The sequence below is a fragment of the Aurantimonas aggregata genome, assembly GCF_010500835.1.
In the GTDB taxonomy this organism is placed as follows: Bacteria; Pseudomonadota; Alphaproteobacteria; order Rhizobiales; family Rhizobiaceae; genus Aurantimonas; species Aurantimonas aggregata.
Genome location: NZ_JAAAMJ010000030.1, coordinates 1 through 22,714, shown reverse-complemented (window position 1 = coordinate 22,714; position 22,714 = coordinate 1). Strand labels below are relative to the sequence as shown.

The following is a 22,714-nucleotide window of genomic DNA, read 5'->3' as shown; positions in this document are numbered from 1 at the left end:
GATTCACATTCCCCGATTGAAAGCTGGGAGAGGGAAAATCCACATGAATAAAAGTGAACTCGTCGCCGCCGTCGCCGAAAAGGCTGGCATCGCCTCGAAAGACGCTGACGCAGCCGTCGGCGCGGTCTTCGAGACGATCCAGGCGACCCTGGCCAACGGCAACGACGTGCGGTTGATTGGCTTCGGCACCTTCGGCGTCTCGCATCGCGCCGCCTCGAAGGGCCGTAATCCTTCCACCGGCGTAGAGGTCGACGTTGCGGCCCGCAACGTCGCGAAGTTTACCGCCGGCAAGGGGCTCAAGGACGCCGTCAACTCAAAATAGGCTGCCATCCGGCGTCATCCCGCCCGCCGACGGCACGGATGACACGGGAGAATCCCGGCAATAATTTTCCACGCGATGATGGTCTGGTGATCGGATGATTGTCGCGTGGTCATTTGAAGGCGATCCTGCGACAGCCTTCACAGCAGGGAATTGATCGGTGCATCCTGCGCTTGGCCTGCGCAGGATGCAGACCTGTGCGAATCCTACAGGAGAACTCAGCGATGGCGACCTCCCGCGATCTGTCCGTTCTGATGAAGCTCGTTTGCCGCACGGAATGGGCAGAGCCCTTCGAAGATGTCCTGGACGAGCATTTCGGCAGTGCCTGTGATGCCTTCGATCTCGATGGCTTGGAGGATTTGGCCTCCATTCTCGACGCTGACTGGGTCGCGACGCTATGGGGCTGCGCGTTCGAGGATTTCCTGACGCGCAAGGTCGGGCCGCAGGGCAGCAACATCGTCGAGGTCTATCTGAAGAAACGCGGCTTCAAGGAGCCAGTTCAGGCCAAACGCTACATGACCGGGCTGCGCCATTCGACCATGAGCCTTTTCGAGGTCAGCGGTATCGAACCGGGCCTTTCGATGCTGTTGCGTGATCTGATCGCGGGCGGCGAACCGGTGCGCGTTCACGAGACATCGGCGACGCAAGCTCTTGGGCCCTGGCAGAAGATCGCCGCTCGGCTCGTCCCGATGGGCGAACGCACGATCATCGCTGGTGGCATGCTGCCGTTCAGCCAGGAAGCCGCGGCAGCTCTTGTGACAGCTCTTACGGTCGACGAAATGACCGACGACAAAGCCGCGACCATGGACACCGTGGCGAACGATCCCGGGATATTCGGCCATTTGACGCCGGTGGACGCGAGCTTCCTCGGTCGCGCCGCGCCGTTGTTCACCATGGCGTGGCTGCTCGACGTCCTACCGAAAGCCCTCGGCGAATTCCCGACTGTCACAAATCGGGATGGAGATGAGTTTGTCTTTCACAAATACCACTACCCGTTCGCCAAGGGCGTTCGACGTGACACGGTGACCGTCAAGCTCGAAGGGATCGCGGGCCTGTCACGCCGAACCGAGACGACGTGGGACTGGCTGAGCGAGACATTCGACGCCAACAGATCCAATGGTGGCTCGCGCCCAAGTGACGAAGACCCTGGTTTTGATCTCGAAAACCCCGATCTCGATCTGACGACCGATGACGGCCGTGTCATTCTCGGGCATGTGGAACTGGAAGGCCGGTTTCTCGTCCTGACGACGGGGTCGGCTCCAAGGGCCGAGCGAGCGACAGCCATGATCGAGGCCGCCCTTGGCGCACGCCTGCTTACGCCGCAGGTCCGGATCGAGGCGCTTGACGATTTCGGGATCGACGACGACAACGAGGATTTGCTGGCGGATGAAGAAATCCCGCAGGACATCACGACTGCGCTGGTCCATGGCTTTCTCGACAAGCAATACCGCCAGATCCTGGATGATCCGGTACCCGCGCTTGGCAACGTCTCGCCACGCACCGCTGTCACGACCGCCGATGGCCGCGCCGCGGTTGCCAAGTGGTTGAAATACCTGGAAACCCAGTCGGCCAACCCACCGACCCCGGGCGACCCGATGGCCAGCTATAATTTTAGCTGGATGTGGCGCGAGCTCGGCATCGAGATCCTCAGGCGGTGATCCACTCAAGTTGACGAATGGCCTTCACCGTCACAATCGATGATCAGGCCAGCACCGCGACCACGAAACCTCATGGCGGATCGGAAACATCCAACGAGGTGGGACGTCCTGCGATAAAGCGAGGCGTCTGTCGGGCTTCGAAGTCCGCCTCGCGGATGAGACCGTCGAAATGACGGGTGAGTTGCACGGGCGTCTGCAGGGCCGTTCCGATCCCGCCGCGTGTGATCGACACGCTGATGCTCGTTCATGGCATCAGGGAAGCCCGTGGGCGGCAGTCCAGTCGTTTGCTATGGTCGTGGAGCCGAACGACGGCCTGGCGGCATGTGAAGCTCGTCATGGCCGATGCCGACATCGAGGGACCGCAAGCGACACCAAAGGGGCCACGACACGGTTATGGTGTCGCGGCGATCAGCGCGACGGTGCCACTCAACATGCTGTCGAAATGGATGGGCCATGCCGCAGTCCAGACGACGGCGCTCTACGCCAATGCGCTGGGCAAAGAGCAACGCTCGATCACCGAACGAATGGCATCGTAATTGCCAAACAAACGGGATTCCTGGTAATATCTTAACCTGGGAGCTGCTGATCGTCCGCGCTGACGCTGATCTTCTCGATTGGCTTCGCGTCATGTCGAACGAGAGGTTTCGCCGGCTGCCGGTGGTCGACCAGAACGATCGCATCGTCGCGATCATGACCCAGGGCGATTTCGTGTCATACACTTGGCCCGACTTGATCGATCAGGCCAAGCAGGTGACGAAGGCGACGATCTCCACCAACTACCAGATCATGCTCGTTGCCGGCGGAATCTTGCTCTACTACTCCATCGTCCTCATCGCGATTTTATTAGCTTGATCCAGCACAGTCCTTAAGGCCGCACGCGATCGAACAGCCAAGCACCCTTGCAGAGGCGATCCGGGCGGCATCACGCGAATGCGCGGCATGGAATGCTGGGCGAAAGGCTTGTAGGAAGCACGCGACTTCTGCCATCAACCCGTATTCGCCTCGATCGGATGAATACAAACATTGGGCCAATGGCTTTGCATACGAATGATCGCTCGGCCCTTCGGCGTTTGGTTGGGACGAAACGGACTGATCTCTGACGACTTGGTTGGGACGAAACGGACTGATCTCTGACGACCCGGATTATGCGATCTGAAGACGTCTGCTCAACCGTCGTCTTAAGGCTCTGTCTCCAGCACTGCACAGCCGCTCTATACAGCCTGATCCCCGCGGTTCTCCGCAGGGACAGCCCAGGTTTTGGCTAAAACTGACCAATGCCCTAAACCTCCACATCAACGTACGCATCCGCTGTAGGCCGCAGTCAGGCTGCGACGGCTTTATCCTGATGGGCCGCCGCGGCCCAGTGCCATGGCAGGAGCTCGTGCAGCCGGCTCTGGGGAAACTCGGCGATGCGGGCCAGGGCGTCCGCCAGCCAGGCCTGCGGGTCGACACCGTTGAGCCGAGCGGTGGCGATCATCGTCAGCATGAAGGCGCAGCGATCGGCACCGCGCTGCGATCCGGCGAAGGTCCATGAGCGGCGACCGAGGGCGATGCCGCGCAGGGCTCGCTCGGCCGCGTTGTTCGACAGGCAGATGCGGCCGTCGGTGGTAAAGCGAGCAAAGGCGTCCCACCGGGTCAGCATGTAGTCCATCGCCTTGGCGGTGTCGGCATGGCGCGACAGGCGCGCCCGCTCGGTGCGCATCCACGTTTCCATGTCGACGAGGAGCGGCCGGGAGCGCTCCCGGCGGATCGCCAGGCGTTGCTCGGCGGGGTAGCCGTTCATCTCACGCTCGATGGCGAACAGGACGTCGATGCGCTTCACCGCCTCCAGCGCCATAGGCGAGATCGATGCCGCGCTCTTTCCGCGACGGGCGTTCTTCGCGATATCCGCGAGCTCGAAGAACTTGCGACGGGCGTGAACCCAGCAGAGCGCCTGGGTCACCGGTCCCGGACTTCGCGTCCCGGCATAGAGGCGTTCATAGCCGGGATATGCATCGGCCTGCAGGATGCCGGTCCAGTCCTTCAGATGCGTCTCGGGCTGCTCGGCGGTGCGGTCCCGCGAGGCTTGGTAAAGCACCGCCGGCGGGGCCGGGCCACCGAAGGGACGGTCGTCGCGAACATAGGTCCAGATCCGCCCCGTGACCGTCTTGCCCTTGGCCAGGATCGGCACGGTCGTGTCGTCGCCGTGCAGGCGCTCGGCAGAGAGGACGTGACGTTCGATCAGCTCGTGGAGCGGGCGCAACGCGCTCGTGCAGGCGCCGACCTGGTCGGCCAGCGTCGAGACGCTCAAATCGATGCCTTCGCGGGCGTAGCGCTCTGACTGCCGGTTCAGCGGCTGATGCTGGCCGAACTTTTCGAACAGGATAGTGGCGAGCAGGTTCGGGCCGAGAAAGCCGCGGGGCGTGACGTGGAACGGCGCGGGCGGCTGGGTGATTCCCTCGCAATCGCGGCAGGTGAACTTCTCTCGCACCGTCTGGAGGACCTTCCATCGGCGCGGGATCGCTTCCAATGTCTCGGTGACATCCTCGCCCAGCTTGCGCAGCCGATCCGAGCCGCAGCACTTGCACGCGGTAGGGGCCGGCACGACGACGCGCTCGCGCGGCAGGTGCTCGGGGAACGGCTTGCGGCCGCCCCGGCGCCGGCGCTCGAACGACGCGACCAGCGTCGTCTTCGCCGCCGCCTGTTCTGCCGCGATCTCGTCCTCGCTCAGGGCCGCCTCGGCATCCTTGAGCTGCAGTTCCAACTGATCGAGAAGGCGTGCGGTGCGTTCCGAGCGCGTGCCGTAGAGCTCGCGCTTCAGCTTCTCGATCTGGAGCTTCAGATGGGCGATCAGCGCCTCGATGCCGGAAGCCTTCGCCTGTGCGTGAGCCGCCTCGGCAACTGCCGTGTCCCGCTCCGCCTCGGCCCGGTCGGCACGTCGTTCAGCCACCGCCAGCGCGGCCTTCAGGGAGACGATGTCTTCCGGCAGATCGGCCATGCAGGTGATCCGTTCACGACAAGACGGATTCTGCCATGCCGAGCCTGCGATGCAAGGGTTTTGTGCCTACCCAACCGCTTCCGGACGCCAGGTTCTGATCGGGTTCCTCCAGTCGATCCCGTCCAACAGGCAGGCCAGGTCCGTGTGGGTCAGAGCCACGACGCCGTCCTTGGCCGAGGGCCACACAAAGCGTCCGCGATCCAGCCTCTTGGCATAGAGCGACAGCCCGACCCCGTCATGCCAGAGGATCTTCACCAGCGATCCGCTGCGTCCCCGAAAGACGAAGAGATCACCACCGTTGGGATCGCGCTTCAAGCCTTCCTGGACCTGAAGGGACAGGCCATGCATGCCCCGCCTCATGTCCGTGTGGCCCATCGCGATCCACACCCGAGCTCGCGACGGGATCATCGCAGCGCCTTCAGGACCGCCGCCGCCAGCGCCGGCGGCGTCGAGGCCGCAATCCGCAACCGCCCGCCTTTCGGCAACTCAAAGACGATCGCCGCGTCCGCGTCGGACGCGGCGGACCAGGACGCTGGCTCCAAGGCGATCACCGCTGGTACGAACATCGGCTCGGACTTCACGGCATGGCGTTCGGCGCGGAAGTAGCGCAGCCATGTTCCCAACTGCGAGCGCGAGATTCCGTACCGCCGCGCCGTGGCCGACACCAGGCGCGGTGCCGACTGACTCTCCATCACGATCCGGAGCTTCTCGTCGTCGCTCCAACGGCGACGCCGACCCGTCTCCACAATTTCCAACCGCTCGAAGGCACTGTGCTTATGGACGTCCATACACGCAGTGTCTTACCGCGCCGGCCAGCTCAAAAGGCGGCTCAGGCCGGAGGCGTACACATCAACTGGATGCGCTTCGACCTCGAAAAGAAGGTCGCGGCCGCGATCGCCACCGACCTCTCGATGCGGGTCGACGCCCAGGACTCGATGAAGGACCTCCAGGACATCGTCCATGATCTGAAATAGCGCGGCGTCGCTTTACGCGCTACCGAACAGCCGGTCGACACCACCACCGCCGCCGGAAAGGCCTTCCTCGACATGCTGGGCGTCTTTGCCGAGTTCGAGACCAACCTTCGGCGCGAGCGGCAGCTCGAAGGGATTCAGGCAGCCAAGGCGCGCGGCGTCTACACCGGCCGTAAAGCGGCGATCGATCCAGCCGAGGTGCAACGGCTCCATTTTGAGGAGAAGCTCGGCCCGGCCGCGATCGCTAGGCAACTGAAAATCGGAAGAGCGTCAGTCTACCGGCTGTTGAACAAAGCCAGCGTCGCCTGACCGATGAAGCGGATCATCGATTTCCAAGGACTGTCTTCGAAAAACATGCCGCTCGACCTACTGAACCCGGGCGGGGCATTTGACGGCTCTAGAATCCTAGTATTCTGTGGCCATTCTGGGTCTTGAGAGGAACATCCGACGAAGAGTGGTGGTGGATAGGCGCAGGCGCGGCAACGGAGGTATATTCTTGACGCGTCTGAAGAGCCCGCCTGACAGTTTTGATCTCTCGACATCGCTGCTCGGGCTCAGCATCGATCGTGACCGGTCGATCGGTCCGCAGCTCTATTCGCATCTGCGGCAAAGAATTATCAATGGCCAGTTGCCGCCTGGCGCGCCGATCCACGAAAATGAGGTGGCGGAACTCTGTCACATCAGCAGAACTCCCCTGCGCGCGGCGCTTCAACGTCTGGCCAGTGACGGGCTGATCGTCACCAAGCCTCAAGTCGGCTCAATCGTCGCGCCTCGAGACGAGGCACGGATCTGGGAAGCGCTCTTTATACGGTCCGCAATCGAGCAGCAGGTTGCCGGCCGACTGGCGGGAAACAGCTTTGACGAGGAGGCGATTCAGCCCATCCTGGCGCGGCAGGAGGCTGCGGCCGCTATCGATGATTACGTGAGCTTCTTCACCGCTGACGAGGAATTCCATGCGTTGCTGGCCTCAACCGCAGGCGTGCCGCGCGCGTGGCAACTCGTCCAATCGGTCAAGGCGCATGTCGACCGGGAGCGCTTCAGTCTCACATCATCAATCCCTGGCCGCTCGCGCCGAGCTTTCGAGGAACATCTCATACTGCTGAGAGCCATACGCTCCGGCAATGCCGAAGCGGCGAAGACGGCGATGCGGCAGCATCTGGACTCCGTCCTCGATACTTCGCGGATGGAACAGCATCCTGTCGGCACCGCAAGGGTCGAAGCACCAAGCCGCGCTGGTCGATCTCGGCGCGCGGAAAAATCCTTGTCCGGATACTAGAATACAAGTACCGTTTCGTCATCATGAACCGGGAGGAGCCGATCACATGACGCACATCCAGTTGTTCAACGGCGGGATCAGCCGCCGATCTTTGCTGAAGGCTGGAACGGTGGCGCTGGCCATGCCTGCCGTCCTACGGCCCGCCTTCGCCCAGGAAAAGTTTGTCGCTAAGATCGCCCACACCGAGGGCGTGGGAACGCCGATCACCGAGGCGTTCGAGAAATGGGCGCAGGTCCTGAACGAGCGGAGCGAGGGGCGTATTGACGCTCAGCATTTCCCCGCGGCCCAGCTCGGCGGCCTCTCGGAGCTGCTCGAAGGCAGTCGCATCGGCACCATCCAGGCGACGACGGCTGGTCCCGACAGCGAGGAGGCGATCGCGCCGGAGATCGCGGCCTTCGGCGGGGCACCCGGCTTCATTTACACCGACGAGGCGCATGTCGACCGGGTGCTGCAGGGTGAGCTAGGCCAGCAGGCATCACAGATCGCGCGGGAAAAGACCGGGGTCGAATTCGTCGCCTATGCTGAAACCGGCTTCCGCCATGTCCTGTCGAAGGAGCCGGTCACTGCGCTTGCCGATCTGGAAGGCGTGAAAATCCGGGTGCCGGAGCTACGGATATGGGTGGACTTCTGGGAGCTGCTCGGCGCCAGCCCGACGCCGCTGCCCTATTCCGAGCAGTATTCGGCCCTCTCGACCGGCATCATCGACGCGCTGGATTCCGACGTGTTCTCCATTCTTGGCTTCAAATGGTACGAGCAGGCCAAGCACCTGACGCTGACCGGTCACTGGTTCCTGCCAAAGGCGGTACGGGTGAACGCGGCTTGGCTCGACGGCTTGCCCGAGGATCTCCAGACGCTGGTGCGCGAATCGGCCAAAGAGGTGTTCGCCGAGCAGAGGGCGACCAACCGGGCGGAGGCGAGTGCAGCTCTTGAGGAACTGAAAGGCTTGGGAGTCGAGGTTCACGAGCTGTCGCAGGAAGAGCTGGCTCGAATGAAGGAGCTGACAGCTCCCTTGTTCGAGGAGTTCAGCTCCAAAAGTCCCGAGACGGCGGAGATGATCGAGAAGATCCGGGCGCTCGGCTGACATGGCGAGCTCTCTCGACCTGAGCGGCAAGCCGGGCGCTGCAGCACCGCCTGCGGCGCCCATGACGCCGCCGTCGACGGGCTTGGCCGCGTTCGTCGACCGGGTTCTCGAGGCGGTCTGCGTCGTCCTGATGCTCGGCGCGGCGATCATCGCCTGCCTTCAGGTCGTGCTGCGCTACGGCTTCGACGCGGCCCTGCCATGGCCCGAAGAGATGGCGATCTGGGCGTTCTGTTGGTCGATCTTCCTGGGCATGGCAATCGCCACTGGGCGCGGCGCGCACATCTCGATCGACGTCGTCAGCCGTTTCGTTCCGGCGGGGGGCCGCGCTGCGCATGCCTTCCTCGTGCGATCTGTCATGGTGGCGGCAAGCATAATGCTGGTCGTCCACGGCGCCGAATATGCGAGCCGAGCGATCCAGGTCTCACCGGCGTTGCAATGGCCGATGACCTACTTCTTCACCGCGGTGCCGGTCGGCGGCCTATTGAATCTCTTCTTCCTCGCCTTGCCGGGCGCCGGTCAACCTCTTCGCACAGGCATCGCCTCCCTGATCGCAGGTTCGCTGCTGTACCTCGCCGTGCGCTACGGCGCGGCCAGCCTCTACGGCGAAAGCGGAAGCGCCCTGGCGCTGATCAGCGTCGGCTTGGTTCTCATTCTGCTCGACGTGCCCATTGCCTTCGCGATGATCTTCGGCGCCTTCGCCGCCTTCGCGCCGCTCGCGGACATCCTGCTGGTGACGGTTTCCCAGAACATGGCGGCGTCGCTGAACTCTTTCACGTTGTTGGCCATCCCGTTCTTCATCCTCGCCGCAGCCGTCATGAATGCCGGCGGCATCACACCCCGTCTCGTCGACCTCGCGACGCAGCTCGTCGGCCACCTGCGAGGCGGCCTTGGGCAAGCCAATGTCGTGACCAACACGATGCTCGCCGGCATTTCCGGGTCATCGACGGCGGATGCTTCGACGGTTGCCAAGCTCATGGTGCCGGAGATGGAGAAGCGCGGCTACGACCGGCCCTTCAGTTGCGCCCTGACGGCATCCTCGGCAACCATCGCCAACCTCATCCCGCCAAGCTTGGGCCTCATCATCTACGCGGCCCTTGCCTCGGTATCCGTGGGCGCACTCTTCGTGGCCACGCTCGTGCCCGGCCTTCTCGTCGCGGCGGAGTTGATGATCGCGGTCTACGTTATTTCCCGCTACCGCGGCTACGGCGGGGACAGGCCGCGCGCCAGCGCGCGGGAGCGGTTCTCCTCTCTCGGTCTCGCCATCCCGGCCCTGATCCTGCCGGTCGTCATCGTGGGCGGCGTGCGGTTCGGCGTCTTCACTGCCACGGAAGCGGGGGCCGTCGCCTTCGTCTACGCCCTCCTTTGTGGCGCCTTCCTGTACCGCAAGCTCACGGTCGACAACCTCGTCGCCGGAATCCGGGAGGCGGTGTTCGATACGATCGTCATCGTCATCATCATTGCTGCGGCCGCGCCCTTCGCCTGGGTGCTGGCCTTTGAGCAGATCCCTCAGAAGATCGCGTCCAGTCTCGCGACCCTGGTGGAGAATCCGATCTTCCTGCTCCTGTGCATCAACGGCTTTCTGCTCGTCGTCGGTCTTTTCATGGAGATGATCGCGGCGCTGGTGATCCTGGTCCCGATTCTCGTGCCGATCGTCATCGCGGCCGGCATCGATCCGATTCACTTCGGCATCATCATGGTGATGAACCTCGTGATCGGCGCCCTGACCCCGCCACTCGGGGTGCTCGTTTTCACCACTGCCCGAGTTGGTCAGGCCAATGTCGTTGCCACCTTCAGGGCGATCATCCCGTTCGTCGCCGCGCTCATCGCCGTGCTGGCTCTCGTGAGCTACGTGCCGGCTCTGACCCTCACTCCGGTGGCCTGGTTCGGCCCTTGAGCGTCATTTCGGATTTCCATGCCTCGTAAGCGAGTTCGACAGTGACCAGACGGCGTATCGCGCTCATCGGCCTCGGCATGGTCGTCACCCCACACGCACGCAGCCTCATCGACCTTCATGACCGCGTCGAGGTCGTCCGTGCCTTCAGTCCGACAGCCGCGCGGCGAGAGGTTTTCGCGGCCCGGTTCCCGTTTCCGCTGTGCGCCGATCTCGAAACCATCCTCGCCGATGAGAGCATCGAGGCTGTGATCGTCCTGACGCCCGCCAACACGCATCTCGAGATCGTGCGGCGCTGCGCCGAGGCCGGCAAGCATGTGTTGCTTGAAAAACCAATCGAGATCACCATCGAGCGCGCCACGCTGCTCGTCGAGGCATGCGAGCGCGCCGGCGTGACGCTCGGCATCGTCTTGCAGCACCGGTTCCGGCCGGTCGGGCTCCGCCTGGCCGAACTGCTGCGCGAGGGCTGGCTCGATGAGATTGTCGGCTGCTCGGTGACCATCGACCTCTGGCGACCGCAGAGCTATTACGACGAGCCGGGGCGCGGATCCTTTGCACGTGACGGCGGGGGCGTCCTGATCTCGCAAGGCATCCACACCCTCGACCTGATGCTGAGCCTCGCCGGGCCGGTCGCCGAGGTTCGCGGCTATGCCACGACCACGCCGGTGCATCGGATGGAGACCGAAGACATGGTCATGGCGTCCGTGCGCTTCGAAAGCGGGGCTCTCGGAACGATCGATGCGACCACGAGTGCCTATCCGGGATTTGCCGAGCGTATCCGCTTCGTCTGCCGGAACGGAACGGCGGTTCTTGAAGGAACGGGTCTCGATGTCGCCTTCCATGACGGACGCAAGGAGAATGTCGCGCCGATTGCGACCCCGGGCGGCACCGGGGCAGATCCGATGGCTTTCCCGCACGACTGGCACCGCGGCGTCATCGAGGATTTCCTCGACGCGCTCGACCACGATCGCGCGCCCCGGGTCACAGGCCGCGAGGCGCTCAAGGTTCATCGTCTCATCGACGCGCTGATCGAAGCCGGGCGATCCGACGGTCCTGTCAAGGTCGCGGGAGAAGGGCGATGATCCGGTTCGCAGCCATCGGCCTCGATCATCGTCACATCTATGACCACGTGAAGGGTCTCACCGCCGCCGGCGCGGTTTGTGCCGGCTATTGCCCGCAGACCTCCGACGCGCGCGTCCTCAGCGGTTTCCGCGAGCGCTTTCCCGATATTCCATCTGTTGACCGGCAGAGACTCATCGACGATCCGGACGTCCAGGTGATTTGCTGTGCCGCCATTCCCCGCGACCGGGCGCAGATCGCGATCGAGGCAATGCGCGCCGGCAAGGACGTTATGGTCGACAAGCCGGGCGTCACCACAGCCGCGGACCTCTCCCTCATCGAGCAGACGGTCGCCGAGTCTGGCCGCATCTTCTCCATCTGCTTTACCGAGCGCTTCATCGTTCCGGCAGTCGAGATTGCTACGAAGCTTGTGGCCGACGGCGAGATCGGGCGCGTTCTCCAGACGGTCGGTCTTGGGCCGCATCGGCTCAACCGCGCGATCCGGCCGCCGTGGTTCTTCGATCCCGGCGCCTTCGGCGGCATCCTCGTGGATATCGCATCGCATCAAATTGATCAGTTCCTGTTCTTTACAGGGTCGAACGATGCCAGCGTTATCGCCAGTTCCGCCGGCAATTTCGGCATGCCGGAAATGCCCGATTTTGAGGACTACGGGGAGATTCTGCTTTCCAGCGATCAAGGTCGGGGATTCATCCGCGTTGACTGGTTCACACCCGACGGGCTGCCGACCTGGGGCGACGGCCGTCTCATTATCCTGGGCACGGAAGGCACGATCGAACTTCGGAAATACCTGGACATCGAAGGCCGGCCCGGGAGCGATCATGTCTTCATCGCGGACCGCAATGGGACGCGCTACATCGACGCCAATTGCGAGCCGCTCACCTATTTCCGGAACTTTCTCGCCGATGTGCGCGACAGGACGCAGACTGCGATGAAGCAGAGCCACGTATTCACGGTGACGCATCTGGCGATCGACGCTCAGAATCAAGCAAGCCGTCCGGCGCTTCGTGCGCCGTAATAGGGTATAAGGTATAGGACATTATCATATATAAACTAGCCGACATGGCGGTCGTGGAAGGCGAGCATCTGTGTGACTGCTTATCCCTTTCGCTCAGGTACCCCCAACATCTAGGGTCCGGATGGGGATCGGATTGCAGTGAAAATCGCTTCTGGAGCAGGGGAATCGATGCATTTCCGGAATAGAAGAGCGCATGGGAAGCGGCGCGGCGCGCATTGATGCGACCGCCGGGAAGCGCTCCACAGAAAGTATCTCAGAAGGCCGGTGAACGACCCTGGCGGCGGGTCAGGACGGCACGACGGCCGATGCGGGACGCATGTGCCGCAGAAAGCCCGCCTCGATCTCGCCCCGTGGCGGCCGGGGCGGGTGGCGATAGCGGGCGGTGGACCGTTCCTCGCCCTGGCGTCGCGGCGGAAGGGCGGGACGTGTCGGATTTCGGCGCTCGTAAATGACGTCGCATCGCTGCCCGATCTGGTCCAGCGCGTCGAGGATGTCGATGCGATCCCTGCTGGCCAGCTCTTTCGCCATCTTCAGCCGATCCGGGCTCACCATCTTGAGGATCTGGTCCTGATGCTCGCTTCGCCACTCAGACGTGTCGCCGACGATGTCTCTGTAGGTGGTGCGTGGCAACACCTGTCCGACCCCGAGCAGCCGATCCATGGCGCTCTGGAATGAGCGTCTGCGGTTCCAGCGGAACACGAACTCGTTGAGGTACGCGTCCATGTGCTTCTCACGGAAGCCGTGGAAGGTGCCGAGCGCCCAGCGCTTCAGGTTCGAGAATACCCGGTGGATGCGCTCGAAGGTGATATGGGCTGGTAGCTCGTTCTCGCCGCTGAGGTTGCGCGGCTGGTGATTGCGTTCCGGGATCCCGTTGTAGGAGCGGTTCGCGTCGGTGTGGAGGGTGCAGCCCACGGCGGTGTTCGCGAGCACGAAAGGCTTGATGAGAGGTGGTCCCATGAATTCGGACCAGCGTTTAGAGTGGATCGCCTTATGAGAAGGACGATCCGAGAATGGCAAAGAGGGCGCGGTATTCCGCGGAATTCAAGGCCAAGGTCGCGTTGGATGCGATCCGGGGCGAACTGACGCTGGCGGAACTGGCGAAGAAGCACGGGGTGCATCCGAATGTGGTCGGCCAATGGAAGCGCTTGGCCATCGAGAACATGGCGACGGCGTTCGGCGGCGGCGTTGCCGAGACTGCCCGGGACCGCGACGCGGAATTCGAGAAGCTCCACGCCAAGATCGGGCAACTCGTTGTGGAACGGGATTTTTTGCAGAAGGCCTTCGGTCGATGAGCCGGGATCGAAGGCAGGCGGGCATCGAGAGGAACCATCCGCGCCTCAGTGTCAGGCGCCAATGCCGTCTTTTGTCGCTGACGCGCTCGACGCTCTACGCCACGCCAGCGGGCGAGAGCACCGAGAACCTCGTCCTGATGCGACAGATCGACGAGCAGTTCCTGGAGACGCCATGGTATGGCTCTCGGCAGATGGCGCGCTGGCTGCGTCGGCAGGGTCATCTCGTCGGGCGTCATCGCGTTCGGCGGCTGATGCGCAAAATAGGCCTGTCGCCGATCTACCAGGCGCCGCAAACCAGCCAGCCGCACCCGCAGCACCGGATCTATCCCTATCTCTTGCGAGATCTGACGATCGAGCGGCCGAACCACGTCTGGTGTACAGACATCACCTACATTCCCATGCGGCGGGGCTTTCTGTATCTCGTTGCGATCATGGACTGGGCGACGAGGAAGGTGCTGGCATGGCGGCTGTCGAATACGATGGACGCCGGCTTCTGCATCGAGGCGCTGGAGGAGGCCATGGCCCGCTTCGGCAAGCCAGAGATATTCAACAGCGACCAGGGATCGCAGGTAACCGCCCGGTTGCTACCGCGGAGATTTCGTTTTGATGCGAGCGATGAGTTCCTCATCATCGACGAAGGCGTTGAGGAAGTCGTTCCATTCGTCAGCGGTGCGGCGAGCATGGACAAGCATCTGCTCCAGCTCTTCCATTCCGTCACAGGTAAGCGAGGTTATGGCCTCGTCCGGCCCGGTGTAGACGCTGATAATACCGCCGTAGCTCAGGTTGTCATCGTTGCTGACGATCGCCTGAAGAAGTTCGGCATCTTCATCGAGCAGTTTGGCGACATAGTCGATGCTGAACACATGGGTCACGGTTGCCATCAGGCGGCCTCGGCGCAAGTGGCTGTGACAGGTGCCCAGTTCCAGGGGAGCAATTCGTCGAGCCGGTTGATCTTGTGATCGTGGATGCGGTCGAGCACATCGGCGAGATAGGCCTGCGGATCGACGCCGTTCATCTTGGCTGTCTCGATAATCGTCATGGCCCGGGCCAAGGTTTCCGCGCCAGTGTCGGCACCGGCGAATAACCAGTTTTTTCTTCCGATTCCAATCGCGCGCAGGGCGCGCTCGGCGGCATTGTTGTCCATGGCGACGCGGCCGTCTTCCAGGAACAGGCAAAATGAGCGCCAACGGCTCAGGCCATAACGGAAGGCTTTCGCCAGATCGCCCTTGCCCGGAATGCGGGTCAGTTGCGCTTCGGCCCATATACGGAGTGCCTCGACCCTTGCTTTGCTGTGTTTTTGACGCGCACCAAAGCGGACATCGGCAGGCTGGCCTGCAATGTCGCGCTCGATGTCGTAAAGCACGCCGATACGGTCGAGAGCCCCGCGTGCGATCTCGGATTTGTTCGAGGTCCAGATATCATGGAAGTCGCGTCGCCAATGCGCCCAGCATGCCGCCTCCCGGAAGCGAGAGGTTCCATCCGCTCCAGGCTCATAAAGCTTCCCGTAGCCCTTGTAGCCGTCGGCTTGAAGGATGCCGCTTGTCTGCCTGAGATGGCGGTGGACGTGATCTTCCTTCCAGTCCGGGGCGAAGTAGTAGACCGCACCCGGCGGGGCACCGCCCGCCCATGGGCGCTGATCACGGACATACGTCCAGATACGGCCTTTCTTTACGCCCTTGCCTAACCCCTTGTCTCGCAGCGAGCGATCCAGCACCCGGATCGGGGTGTCGTCGGCATGGAGAAGATTACTGCCCATGATCGCCGTTTCGATCCGTTCGATCAGGGGTTGGAGCACCTTCATGGCGCGACCGCACCAATCGACCAGGGTACTGTCGGGAATGTCGGCACCTATGCGGGCGAAGATCTCGTTCAGACGATAGAGTGGCAGATGGTCGTCGAACTTCGAGACCAGGATGTAAGCCAGAAGGCCAGCGCCCGCCATGCTGCCGGGTATCGGCCGGCTCGGCGCGGGCAACTGCACCATCTTTTCGCAGCAGCGGCAGGATTTCTTCAGCCGGGCGATCTCGATGATCTTCATCTGTGCGGCGACCATGTCGAGGATTTCGCTGGCGTCCTCGCCGACAAGGCGCAGTTCGCCCCCACACGCAGGACAGCAGGTGCCGGGGTCGAGTTCCCTGCGCTCGCGAACGGCCTTTTCCGATACGCGTGGACGACGGCGCACGATCTTTTCAGGCGCGTTTGCTACGGGAGCGATCTCAGCGGCCTCGTTGACTGGCCTGGTGTCGCTCTCCGCCGCGGCGATCAACAGATCCTCCAGCGCCAGTTCCAGTTGCTGGATTTCCCGCTCGATCTTCTCCGAAGACTTGCCGAAGACCTGCTTCTTCAGCATGGCAATGCGCAGCCTCAGGGTCTGGATCAGCTGGTCATGCGCCTGCAACGTCGCCGACATCTTCGCATTTTCCGCCTGCAAAGCGGCAATCATCGCCTTCAGGAAGGCCGGATCGTCGGGAAGATTCTCGGCGGCATTCGACATGATCCTGACTACCACAAGTCAGGGAGGATCGCCATAAAAACAAGCACATTCAGTGGGATAAATCATCCGACACGAGCCGGCGGCGCGCCCCAATTTGGGCGTCGCCAGTCAATTCCTTCCCATAACATCGCCATTTGCGCCGTCGTCAGTCGGGCCGCCCCGTCGGCCGCCGACGGCCACGGAAAGCGGCCCTGCTGCAAGACCTTGTAATAAAGACAGAACCCCTGGCCATCAAAATAAAGAAGCTTCAAACGATCGCCACGCCGGCCCCGAAAGGCGAAGACCGCTCCTCCCGTCGGCTTCTGGCGCAACACGTCCTGCGTCAGTGCAGCCAAACCCTCGATTCCTTTGCGCATGTCCGTGATCCCGCAGGCAAGATAGACCCGAACGCCAGTTCCCGGTCCGATCATGCCGTCTCAACCGCACGGATCAGCCGCGTCAGAGTGGCGGTATCGATGTCTCTGCCAAAGCGAAGGCTGCGTCCACAGCACAGTTGCAATTCGATCTTGGCTGACAAGCCGTCGGCACCTTTGTGCATGCCGGATGGGCTTCGCGCGACAGGAATGTCCACGGGAAGGAAGACGGGACCCACGGACGGCAACAGGAGACTCTTCCTCCTCAACTCGCTGCGCCAAGTGTAAATCTGCTGCCGCGTCACATCGTGTCGCCGTGCAACCTCGGTCACCGTCGCCCCATCGACCCCGACCGACATGACGATGTCGAGCTTCTTCTCATCACTCCAGCGCCGCCGCCGTTCCTCTCCAAGAATCTCTCAGCATCGCAATCCTCGCCCAAGACACGTCGCAAACGACGTCGTTAAGCACGTGTCATAGGCCATCACGACTATATTCGGCAGGCGGTAACAATCGGGCGGTTACGATCGCAGTTCACCAGCGGCGACTTCACCGACAAGCTGAAGGCGGCTGGGATCAGGATCTCAATGGACGGCAGAGGTCGCTGGATCGACAATCGGTTCATCGAGAGGCTCTGGCGGTCGCTCAAATACGAATGCGTCTACCTGCACGCGTTCGAAACCGGCTCCGAAGCTCGGCGTGGGATCGGCTCGTGGATCAGCTACTATAATGCCGAGAGGCCGCATTCGAGCCTGCATGACGCGACACCGAACGAAGCCTATGCGATGAGCTGGGCCAATGAGAAACTGGCGGCATAACGACAACCGCGGTCCACTCTAAATCCGCCGCCGGATGGTCTGAAAACCAGGACCACCTCTGACGTCCCTGCCTGAAACGCTTACGCGATAAAATTCGTCGAAGACCCTCGTGTGATCCGGTTCCGGAATACCTCGGCCCCTGTCCTTAACGACGATCGACACCGTCTCGCCGTGCTTCCTGCAACCAATCAGAACGGGTCCATCAGAGGCATATTGGACTTGCCTCGCAAAACAGGAGAGCTCTTCTGATGGAAGGAGGAGCATCCTATGGGCAAGCCACATCGCCGCTTCGGCGAGGAGTTCGAAGCGGAGGCCGTGCGTCTGGTGGAGACGAGCGGGCGAACACAGCGCGAGATTGCGGAGGATCTCGGCATCGGGCTTTCGACGCTGCGTCGCTGGCTCGACAAACGTCGTGAGCGCGATTTGGAAGCGCCCCCACCCGAACGGCAGGAAGATCTGGCGGCGGAGCTGAAGCGGTTGCGGCGCGAGAACGAGATCCTGCGGCAGGAACGCGAGATCCTGAAGCGCGCAGCGACTTTTTTCGCCAAGGAGGGAAGTCGATGAGATTCCGTCTCATCGATGCGGCGAAGAAGGAATTCCCCGTACAGCGTTTGTGCAAGGTCCTCGGTGTCAGTGCGAGCGGCTATTTCGCCTGGAAAGACCGTCCGGCCTGCCGCCGACAACGCGACGACATGGTGCTGCTGGCGCATGTCCGCTCGGCCTTTGCTCTGTCGAACGGGACCTACGGCAGCCCGCGAATGGTGCATGAGCTACGGGGCAATGGGCTGCCGATCGGCCGCCGGCGCGTCGCCCGACTGATGCGCGAGAACGCAATGAAGGCACGGCAGAAGCGACGCTTCAAACGAACCACCGACAGCCTGCACGCCTTCCCGGTCGCCCCGAACCTCCTCGATCAGGACTTCACCGCCACGGGGCCGAACCAGAAGTGGGGCGCCGACATCTCCTACGTCTGGACCCGCGAGGGTTGGCTATATCTCGCCGTCGTCGTCGACCTCTTTGCCCGGCGCGTCGTGGGATGGGCAACCAGCGATCGGCTTCACAAGGAACTGGCATTGTCGGCCCTGCGCCGAGCCGTCACTGTGCGGCGTCCGGCCGCCGGCCTCATTCACCACGCCGACCGCGGCAGCCAATACTGCGCCATTGATTACCAGGCTGAGCTGAGGAAGCACGGCATCCTGATCTCGATGTCGGGGAAGGGAAATTGTTTCGACAACGCGATGGTCGAGACCTTCTTCAAGACGCTGAAGGCCGAACTCGTCTGGCGCGTGGCCTTCCAAAGCCGGGCCGAGGCGACCGACGCGATAGGTCGCTACATCGACGGCTTCTACAACCCCGTCCGGCGCCACTCAGCGCTCGACTTCGTCAGCCCGCTTCAGTTCGAGAGGTTGGCCGCATAAACTGAAAACGCTCTCCACTTTGCCGGAGCAAGTCCATATTTGAGCGCATTGGAAACAAGGTTCTGGACAATAACGGTCAGAAGGCTTGGATCTACGTGAACCCGGACTCTCGTTGGTACGACACGAAGCGTGACCTTAGCCCATCGTGCCGCTTCAGCATTTTGTTCGGCGATTGTTTTGAGAATTGGTCCGAGTTCAACGACCTCGACCTTTGGTGAGACATTACCAGTGTCGAGAGTCGCCACGTCCAACAAAGATCGAAACAATTGCGCGACACTGTGAAGGGAGCGATCGATGTTTTCGACCATCTCTTGTTCTTCGGCCCCGATTTCGCCATCACGTAGGCAAGCCGTAAAAAGGCTGATGGCGTGTATCGGTTGGCGAAGATCGTGGCTGGCCTGCGCGAGAAACCGCGACTTTGCGAGATTGGCCGCCGCCGCCGCCTGGTAGGCATCGCGGGTGCCCGTAAGAAGAATATGCGCATAAAGCGGAACGACGATCGCGGTTACGAAAAGCGTGGCCACGACATACGGTTGCCCTCGCCAGTAGTCGCTCAGGCTGACAACGAAAACGAGACTGACAAGCGCAAGAACCGTCGCAATACCAAGGTAGCGCGAACCGTATCGCATCCCGTAGCCGACCGTGACCCAAATTAGTATTGCATAAAAGGGTGCAAGGTAAGCCGATCCAATGATCATTGAAAACGTCGTGATACCAAAATCGAGGAGCATTGCGAAGGCTCGTCTTAAATGATTAATTCCCGGGTTTCCCACGATAACAGTATATAGTTTAAATGAGACTAAAAAGAAGACACAAAAAAACCCAAGTAAAAAAATACCCGTTCGGCTCTTCTATGGAATTGGTAAGAACGCCTACTAAAATATACAACGCGGCAATGGGCGATATGATAAGCCGCACAATGGCCTGAGCACGCTCTGTATCACGCTTTCCACCATTGATGCCTGCTGCACCTATGGTTCCTCTCAGCGACGACCAGGCATTAGAAAGCGGCGACCAAACGGTCGCGCCACGGCTTCTCGGTGAATTTGCCATTACACTTCGCCGATCGACGTGGAGCGCTGATCGCAGCGGCGATGCCGGGAGTGTCGAGGCCGTCTGCCGGCGAACCAGAGAAATTTCCGAGGCGAACACCGAGCCTCAGCTCGGCAACGGCCCATTTCGGGGTCAGCACGAAAACGGGCACGGATATACGCGAAGGAGTGATTTTTTTCGTCGAACCAGGCCGTCGGAAAGCGGCAGTTCGAGGTCGTGAGCCGAAATGGACCTGTCGCTTTATTCCCGATTAAAACGAGATTTTCGCGACCGTCATTTGCACCATCGCACAAGAGGGATTTTCGCGACAGATCGCACAAGGTAGACTCCGCCTTCCTTTATCGGAATGGAAACCCTCGCCTTGCTGATCGGATATGCTCGCGTTTCCACCGGCGACCAGGACCTCGCGCAGCAGCGCGCCGCGTTGAAGACGGCCGGGTGCAAGCGGGTCTATGAGGAGAAAGTCTCCGGCGCGAAGCGCGATCGACCGCAGCTTGCCCTCCTGTTCGACCATCTTCGGGCGGATGACGTGGTGACGGTGACGCGGCTTGACCGCCTCGCCCGATCGACGCGCGATCTTCTCGACATCGCCGAGCGCCTGGATGCGGCCGAGGTCGGCCTGCGCTCGCTGGCCGAGCCGTGGGCCGACACCACGTCGCCGGCGGGCCGCATGGTGCTGACGGTGTTCGCCGGCATTGCCGAGTTCGAGCGATCCTTGATCCATGAGCGCACCGGCCGCGCCACCGCCAAGGCGAAGGGCGTTCGCTTCGGCCGGCCCCCTGCCCTTTCCGGCGATCAGCTCGCCTTGGCGCAACGTTTGCGGGATGAAGGAAAGAGGCCGCGCGAGATCGCCGCCACGCTCAACGTGCATGTGGCGACCCTCTACCGGGCGCTCAGCGCCGGCAGCGGGGCGGAGAGGAGCGCCGCCGAATGAAGCCGCTGGTTCAGCTCGACCTTTTCCCGATCGACCTGCATCTCCAGCGGATCGATTCGGCGAAGAACATGCGACGCTTCTATGTCGCTCGCATTGAGCCGAACCTGTTCGGCGAATGGTGTGTGGTTCGACGCTGGGGCCGGATCGGCGCGCGCGGCCAGCAGAAGACCGAGTGGTTCGACAATGCAGGTCGCGCTCACGATGCCCTCGGGCGGGTTGCGCGGGGGAAGCGCCGGCGAGGATACAAGTAGGCCGCCGATGTCACAGGAACGCCATCAAGCCGTCCTGCGGCGTCGGCAGGACGAGCTATCCAGCCGCGCGCGAAACGTCCTGAGAACCGGCCGCCACGCCGCCAAGTTCGGCGATTGGGATGAACGTTCGCGGCGGCTTGTCGAGGTCGCCGCGAGCTACAGCCGCGAGGAGCTTCTGGACGAGCCGAACGCCGGTCCCGTAACCGTCGAGGAGATTGCCGCCTGGCTGGCTGGGAAGGGGTTGGAGCTGCGCCGGCACGGCTCAAGCCGCCGATCGGCGGCGTCCAAGAGTTGACCGGCGAGTTTGTGCGGCGATGTAGATTGTCAGCCATCTATATCTACATTAGGCTTCGGGCGAGGAGAGCATCATGGCGATCAACATCACCAACCCTGAGGCCGACACGCTGACGCGCACCTTCGCGCAGCTCGAAGGCGTCAACATCACTGATGCGATCGTCATCGCCATGCGCGAGGCGATCGAGCGTCGGCACAGCCACGAAACCCCGTCCGAAACCGCTGCGCGCCTTCGGGCCGAAATGGGGATCGACCTGACGGAGAAGGCTCGACGGCCCCTGCCCCAATCCGCTTTCGATGAAATGTGGGACGGCGAATAATGTTCGTTGACGCCTGCGCCATCATCGCGGTGCTGACCGAGGAGAAGGAAGCCGAGCGGTGCTCGGAAGCCATCCGGACAGCGAACAGGCCGATGACATCGCCGCTGGTGGTGCTGGAGACGGTCTTAGCCCTGATGCGCCCTGACAAGCTGAGCCTGTCGGTAAGCCAAGCAGAACGACTGGTTCTCGACTTCCTTGACGCGCGCGGCATCGCCGTGCGCGATCTACCTCCCGCCAGGGAAGCAACCGCCCTTTCCCTCTCGGCGCTCGGTCGCTACCGGAGCGGCCGTAGGGGTCTCAATCTCGCGGACTGTCTGCATTACGCCTGCGCCAAATACTACCGCGTCCCGATCCTGGCGACGGACAACGAATTTCGAGTCACGGATTTGGAGGTCGTTGCATGACGCCCCTCCTGATCGTTGCCCTGCCCGATGACCAAGCGCCAAACGTCTGGTGGGCGTCGGATCACTACGTCATATCTGCGACTTCGCGGCTCCATGAGACGCTTGCCTTCGATGAAGCGTGCCGCCGCTACGCCGAGCTGCATGGCGAAGCGCATTTTTTCGAGACACAGGCGGCCGCCTTGGCGTGGGCGGATGGCTATCTCGGGCCGCGCTTTTTGGAAGTGCGCGCCGAGATCGCGCGGGCTCCTAGGACACCCCCGCCCGACTTTGTCCTGTCCGATGGAAAGCCGGCTTAGGCGCGCTCGCCTTGGGACGACCGCCCGTTCTCTCACGCCGCTCCGCTTCGCCCTCCTCGTCGGCGGGCACTTGCATGAGGGTTTCGCATTCTCCGCACATCAGCCGTGCGGCCGGCTTCGCCCAGGCGTTCAGGTGACAGACCGGACAAGCCTGGGTCTTCATCGCAAACATCCGAATGCTAACCCGAAGGCTCGCAAGAGCCTGAAAACACGGCGGTCATTCTGATTCAGACACTTAGCTCGTGTGTTGTGGACGCCCCCCGGAATGCAAGCGGTTTTTTCGGCTTTGGAATGAGCAATGCGGTCGAGTTCCGTCGTGTGTCCGGCCTCATGTTGCGGCTTTCATACGCCGCGGGCCCTTATGGATAGTTCGAAGATCGGGTCCAATTCGACTTTGCGCGCTTGAAGCGCTCAGAGCTAACCTGGTTTTCCCAATCCCGTCCTTCTCGACTGTTCGCCCATAAACCTCCGCTCAAAACCGCCGCATTCCCGACATCTCCAGCCTATCGCCTTCAGGCG

26 protein-coding genes and 3 pseudogenes are annotated in these 22,714 nt (G+C 62.2%); 19 read left to right on the top strand and 10 right to left on the bottom strand.

All coding sequences use genetic code 11. The annotated features are described in order from the left end of the window. The first annotated feature begins 43 nt into the window (after nt 1-43). The 4 genes from GTW51_RS21210 (at nt 44) to GTW51_RS24405 (ending at nt 2,829) form a co-directional block, all read left to right on the top strand. Nucleotides 44-322 carry an HU family DNA-binding protein gene (locus GTW51_RS21210; RefSeq protein WP_163046040.1) on the top strand — a complete coding sequence of 93 codons (279 nt, stop codon included), beginning with the start codon at nt 44-46 and terminating at the stop codon, nt 320-322. 221 nt (nt 323-543) lie between these two features. After that, nucleotides 544-1,977: a DUF7986 domain-containing protein gene (locus GTW51_RS21205; RefSeq protein WP_163046039.1), complete on the top strand. Its 1,434-nt coding sequence runs from the start codon at nt 544-546 to the stop codon at nt 1,975-1,977. Nucleotides 1,978-2,198: 221 nt separating this feature from the next. Then, nucleotides 2,199-2,513, top strand: coding sequence for a tyrosine-type recombinase/integrase (locus GTW51_RS24150; protein ID WP_343034087.1), 315 nt, complete (start codon nt 2,199-2,201; stop codon nt 2,511-2,513). Next, on the top strand, nt 2,431-2,829 hold the full coding sequence (locus GTW51_RS24405) for a CBS domain-containing protein (RefSeq protein WP_343034086.1): 399 nt from the start codon (nt 2,431-2,433) through the stop codon (nt 2,827-2,829). Before GTW51_RS24150 ends, GTW51_RS24405 begins: the two co-directional genes overlap by 83 nt. 469 nt (nt 2,830-3,298) lie before the next feature. Here GTW51_RS24405 and tnpC (GTW51_RS21190) read toward each other — a convergent pair whose 3' ends face one another. The 3 genes from tnpC (GTW51_RS21190) to tnpA (GTW51_RS21180) form a co-directional block, all read right to left on the bottom strand. Then, a complete protein-coding gene (gene tnpC / locus GTW51_RS21190; RefSeq protein ID WP_163046037.1) occupies nt 3,299-4,954 on the bottom strand; it encodes an IS66 family transposase in 1,656 nt (551 codons plus the stop codon). 66 nt (nt 4,955-5,020) lie between these two features. After that, nucleotides 5,021-5,362 (bottom strand): IS66 family insertion sequence element accessory protein TnpB, encoded by a 342-nt coding sequence (tnpB, locus tag GTW51_RS21185; protein ID WP_163046036.1) that lies wholly within the window; start codon nt 5,360-5,362, stop codon nt 5,021-5,023. After that, nucleotides 5,359-5,742, bottom strand: coding sequence for an IS66-like element accessory protein TnpA (gene tnpA, locus GTW51_RS21180; RefSeq protein ID WP_163046035.1), 384 nt, complete (start codon nt 5,740-5,742; stop codon nt 5,359-5,361). The genes tnpB (GTW51_RS21185) and tnpA (GTW51_RS21180) overlap by 4 nt, the downstream gene beginning before the upstream one ends. 144 nt (nt 5,743-5,886) lie before the next feature. Between tnpA (GTW51_RS21180) and GTW51_RS21175 the strand changes: the two are divergent. From GTW51_RS21175 to GTW51_RS21150, 6 genes and pseudogenes are all read left to right on the top strand, one after another. Continuing rightward, nucleotides 5,887-6,234 (top strand): annotated as a pseudogene (locus GTW51_RS21175) (recombinase family protein); the annotation flags it as partial. Nucleotides 6,235-6,421: 187 nt separating this feature from the next. After that, nucleotides 6,422-7,201, top strand: coding sequence for a GntR family transcriptional regulator (locus GTW51_RS21170; protein WP_163046034.1), 780 nt, complete (start codon nt 6,422-6,424; stop codon nt 7,199-7,201). Between the two features lie 46 nt (nt 7,202-7,247). Beyond that, nucleotides 7,248-8,282, top strand: coding sequence for a TRAP transporter substrate-binding protein (locus GTW51_RS21165; protein ID WP_163046033.1), 1,035 nt, complete (start codon nt 7,248-7,250; stop codon nt 8,280-8,282). A 130-nt stretch (nt 8,283-8,412) separates the two neighbouring features. Further along, nucleotides 8,413-10,176 (top strand): TRAP transporter large permease, encoded by a 1,764-nt coding sequence (locus GTW51_RS21160; RefSeq protein ID WP_246233322.1) that lies wholly within the window; start codon nt 8,413-8,415, stop codon nt 10,174-10,176. Between the two features lie 41 nt (nt 10,177-10,217). Then, complete coding sequence (locus GTW51_RS21155) at nt 10,218-11,255, top strand: Gfo/Idh/MocA family oxidoreductase (RefSeq protein ID WP_163046032.1); 1,038 nt, start codon at nt 10,218-10,220, stop codon at nt 11,253-11,255. Next, a complete protein-coding gene (locus GTW51_RS21150) occupies nt 11,252-12,268 on the top strand; it encodes a Gfo/Idh/MocA family protein (RefSeq protein ID WP_163046031.1) in 1,017 nt (338 codons plus the stop codon). The genes GTW51_RS21155 and GTW51_RS21150 overlap by 4 nt, the downstream gene beginning before the upstream one ends. 285 nt (nt 12,269-12,553) lie before the next feature. On the opposite strand, the gene GTW51_RS24695 is transcribed toward GTW51_RS21150, so the two are convergent. Beyond that, nucleotides 12,554-13,198 (bottom strand): transposase, encoded by a 645-nt coding sequence (locus GTW51_RS24695; RefSeq protein WP_163046030.1) that lies wholly within the window; start codon nt 13,196-13,198, stop codon nt 12,554-12,556. 80 nt (nt 13,199-13,278) lie between these two features. Here GTW51_RS24695 and GTW51_RS24135 point away from each other — a divergent pair. Further along, nucleotides 13,279-14,138: pseudogene (locus tag GTW51_RS24135) on the top strand (IS3 family transposase); the annotation flags it as partial. A gap of 6 nt (nt 14,139-14,144) precedes the next feature. Here the strand turns inward: GTW51_RS24135 and GTW51_RS24130 are convergent. The 4 genes from GTW51_RS24130 to tnpA (GTW51_RS21120) form a co-directional block, all read right to left on the bottom strand. After that, on the bottom strand, nt 14,145-14,441 hold the full coding sequence (locus GTW51_RS24130) for a hypothetical protein (protein WP_246233327.1): 297 nt from the start codon (nt 14,439-14,441) through the stop codon (nt 14,145-14,147). Further along, the gene (gene tnpC, locus GTW51_RS21130; protein WP_163046027.1) at nt 14,441-16,054 is read right to left on the bottom strand and encodes an IS66 family transposase; all 1,614 of its coding nucleotides are present in this window, start codon (nt 16,052-16,054) and stop codon (nt 14,441-14,443) included. The genes GTW51_RS24130 and tnpC (GTW51_RS21130) overlap by 1 nt, the downstream gene beginning before the upstream one ends. 62 nt (nt 16,055-16,116) lie before the next feature. Beyond that, nucleotides 16,117-16,464: an IS66 family insertion sequence element accessory protein TnpB gene (gene tnpB, locus GTW51_RS21125; RefSeq protein ID WP_163046026.1), complete on the bottom strand. Its 348-nt coding sequence runs from the start codon at nt 16,462-16,464 to the stop codon at nt 16,117-16,119. Beyond that, the gene (gene tnpA, locus GTW51_RS21120) at nt 16,461-16,823 is read right to left on the bottom strand and encodes an IS66-like element accessory protein TnpA (protein ID WP_343034088.1); all 363 of its coding nucleotides are present in this window, start codon (nt 16,821-16,823) and stop codon (nt 16,461-16,463) included. The genes tnpB (GTW51_RS21125) and tnpA (GTW51_RS21120) overlap by 4 nt, the downstream gene beginning before the upstream one ends. 111 nt (nt 16,824-16,934) lie before the next feature. On the opposite strand from tnpA (GTW51_RS21120), the pseudogene GTW51_RS21115 reads away from it, so the two are divergent. Further along, a pseudogene (locus tag GTW51_RS21115) lies at nt 16,935-17,225 on the top strand (transposase); the annotation flags it as partial. An 18-nt stretch (nt 17,226-17,243) separates the two neighbouring features. Here the strand turns inward: GTW51_RS21115 and GTW51_RS24690 are convergent. Then, nucleotides 17,244-17,489 (bottom strand): ATP-binding protein, encoded by a 246-nt coding sequence (locus GTW51_RS24690; protein ID WP_425483300.1) that lies wholly within the window; start codon nt 17,487-17,489, stop codon nt 17,244-17,246. 3 nt (nt 17,490-17,492) lie between these two features. On the opposite strand from GTW51_RS24690, the gene GTW51_RS21110 reads away from it, so the two are divergent. Then, a protein-coding gene (locus GTW51_RS21110) for an IS3 family transposase (protein WP_163046024.1) occupies nt 17,493-18,643 on the top strand; the annotation gives its coding sequence in 2 pieces (ribosomal slippage) (nt 17,493-17,760 and nt 17,760-18,643; 1,152 coding nt in all). On the opposite strand, the gene GTW51_RS21105 is transcribed toward GTW51_RS21110, so the two are convergent. Next, on the bottom strand, nt 18,619-19,374 hold the full coding sequence (locus GTW51_RS21105) for a sensor histidine kinase (protein ID WP_163046023.1): 756 nt from the start codon (nt 19,372-19,374) through the stop codon (nt 18,619-18,621). The genes GTW51_RS21110 and GTW51_RS21105 overlap by 25 nt on opposite strands. 668 nt (nt 19,375-20,042) lie before the next feature. On the opposite strand from GTW51_RS21105, the gene GTW51_RS21100 reads away from it, so the two are divergent. The 6 genes from GTW51_RS21100 to GTW51_RS21075 all read left to right on the top strand — a co-directional run bounded on the left by GTW51_RS21100 (nt 20,043) and on the right by GTW51_RS21075 (nt 22,195). Next, nucleotides 20,043-20,630, top strand: coding sequence for a recombinase family protein (locus GTW51_RS21100; RefSeq protein WP_246233320.1), 588 nt, complete (start codon nt 20,043-20,045; stop codon nt 20,628-20,630). Further along, the gene (locus tag GTW51_RS21095) at nt 20,627-20,881 is read left to right on the top strand and encodes a WGR domain-containing protein (RefSeq protein ID WP_163046022.1); all 255 of its coding nucleotides are present in this window, start codon (nt 20,627-20,629) and stop codon (nt 20,879-20,881) included. The genes GTW51_RS21100 and GTW51_RS21095 overlap by 4 nt, the downstream gene beginning before the upstream one ends. 7 nt (nt 20,882-20,888) lie before the next feature. After that, nucleotides 20,889-21,176 carry a hypothetical protein gene (locus GTW51_RS21090; protein ID WP_163046021.1) on the top strand — a complete coding sequence of 96 codons (288 nt, stop codon included), beginning with the start codon at nt 20,889-20,891 and terminating at the stop codon, nt 21,174-21,176. Between the two features lie 73 nt (nt 21,177-21,249). Then, nucleotides 21,250-21,495 (top strand): type II toxin-antitoxin system VapB family antitoxin, encoded by a 246-nt coding sequence (locus tag GTW51_RS21085; protein ID WP_163046020.1) that lies wholly within the window; start codon nt 21,250-21,252, stop codon nt 21,493-21,495. Beyond that, nucleotides 21,495-21,899, top strand: a complete 405-nt coding sequence (locus GTW51_RS21080) for a type II toxin-antitoxin system VapC family toxin (protein WP_163046019.1) — start codon at nt 21,495-21,497, stop codon at nt 21,897-21,899. Before GTW51_RS21085 ends, GTW51_RS21080 begins: the two co-directional genes overlap by 1 nt. Beyond that, on the top strand, nt 21,896-22,195 hold the full coding sequence (locus tag GTW51_RS21075) for a hypothetical protein (RefSeq protein WP_163046018.1): 300 nt from the start codon (nt 21,896-21,898) through the stop codon (nt 22,193-22,195). The genes GTW51_RS21080 and GTW51_RS21075 overlap by 4 nt, the downstream gene beginning before the upstream one ends. Nucleotides 22,196-22,714: the final 519 nt, after the last annotated feature.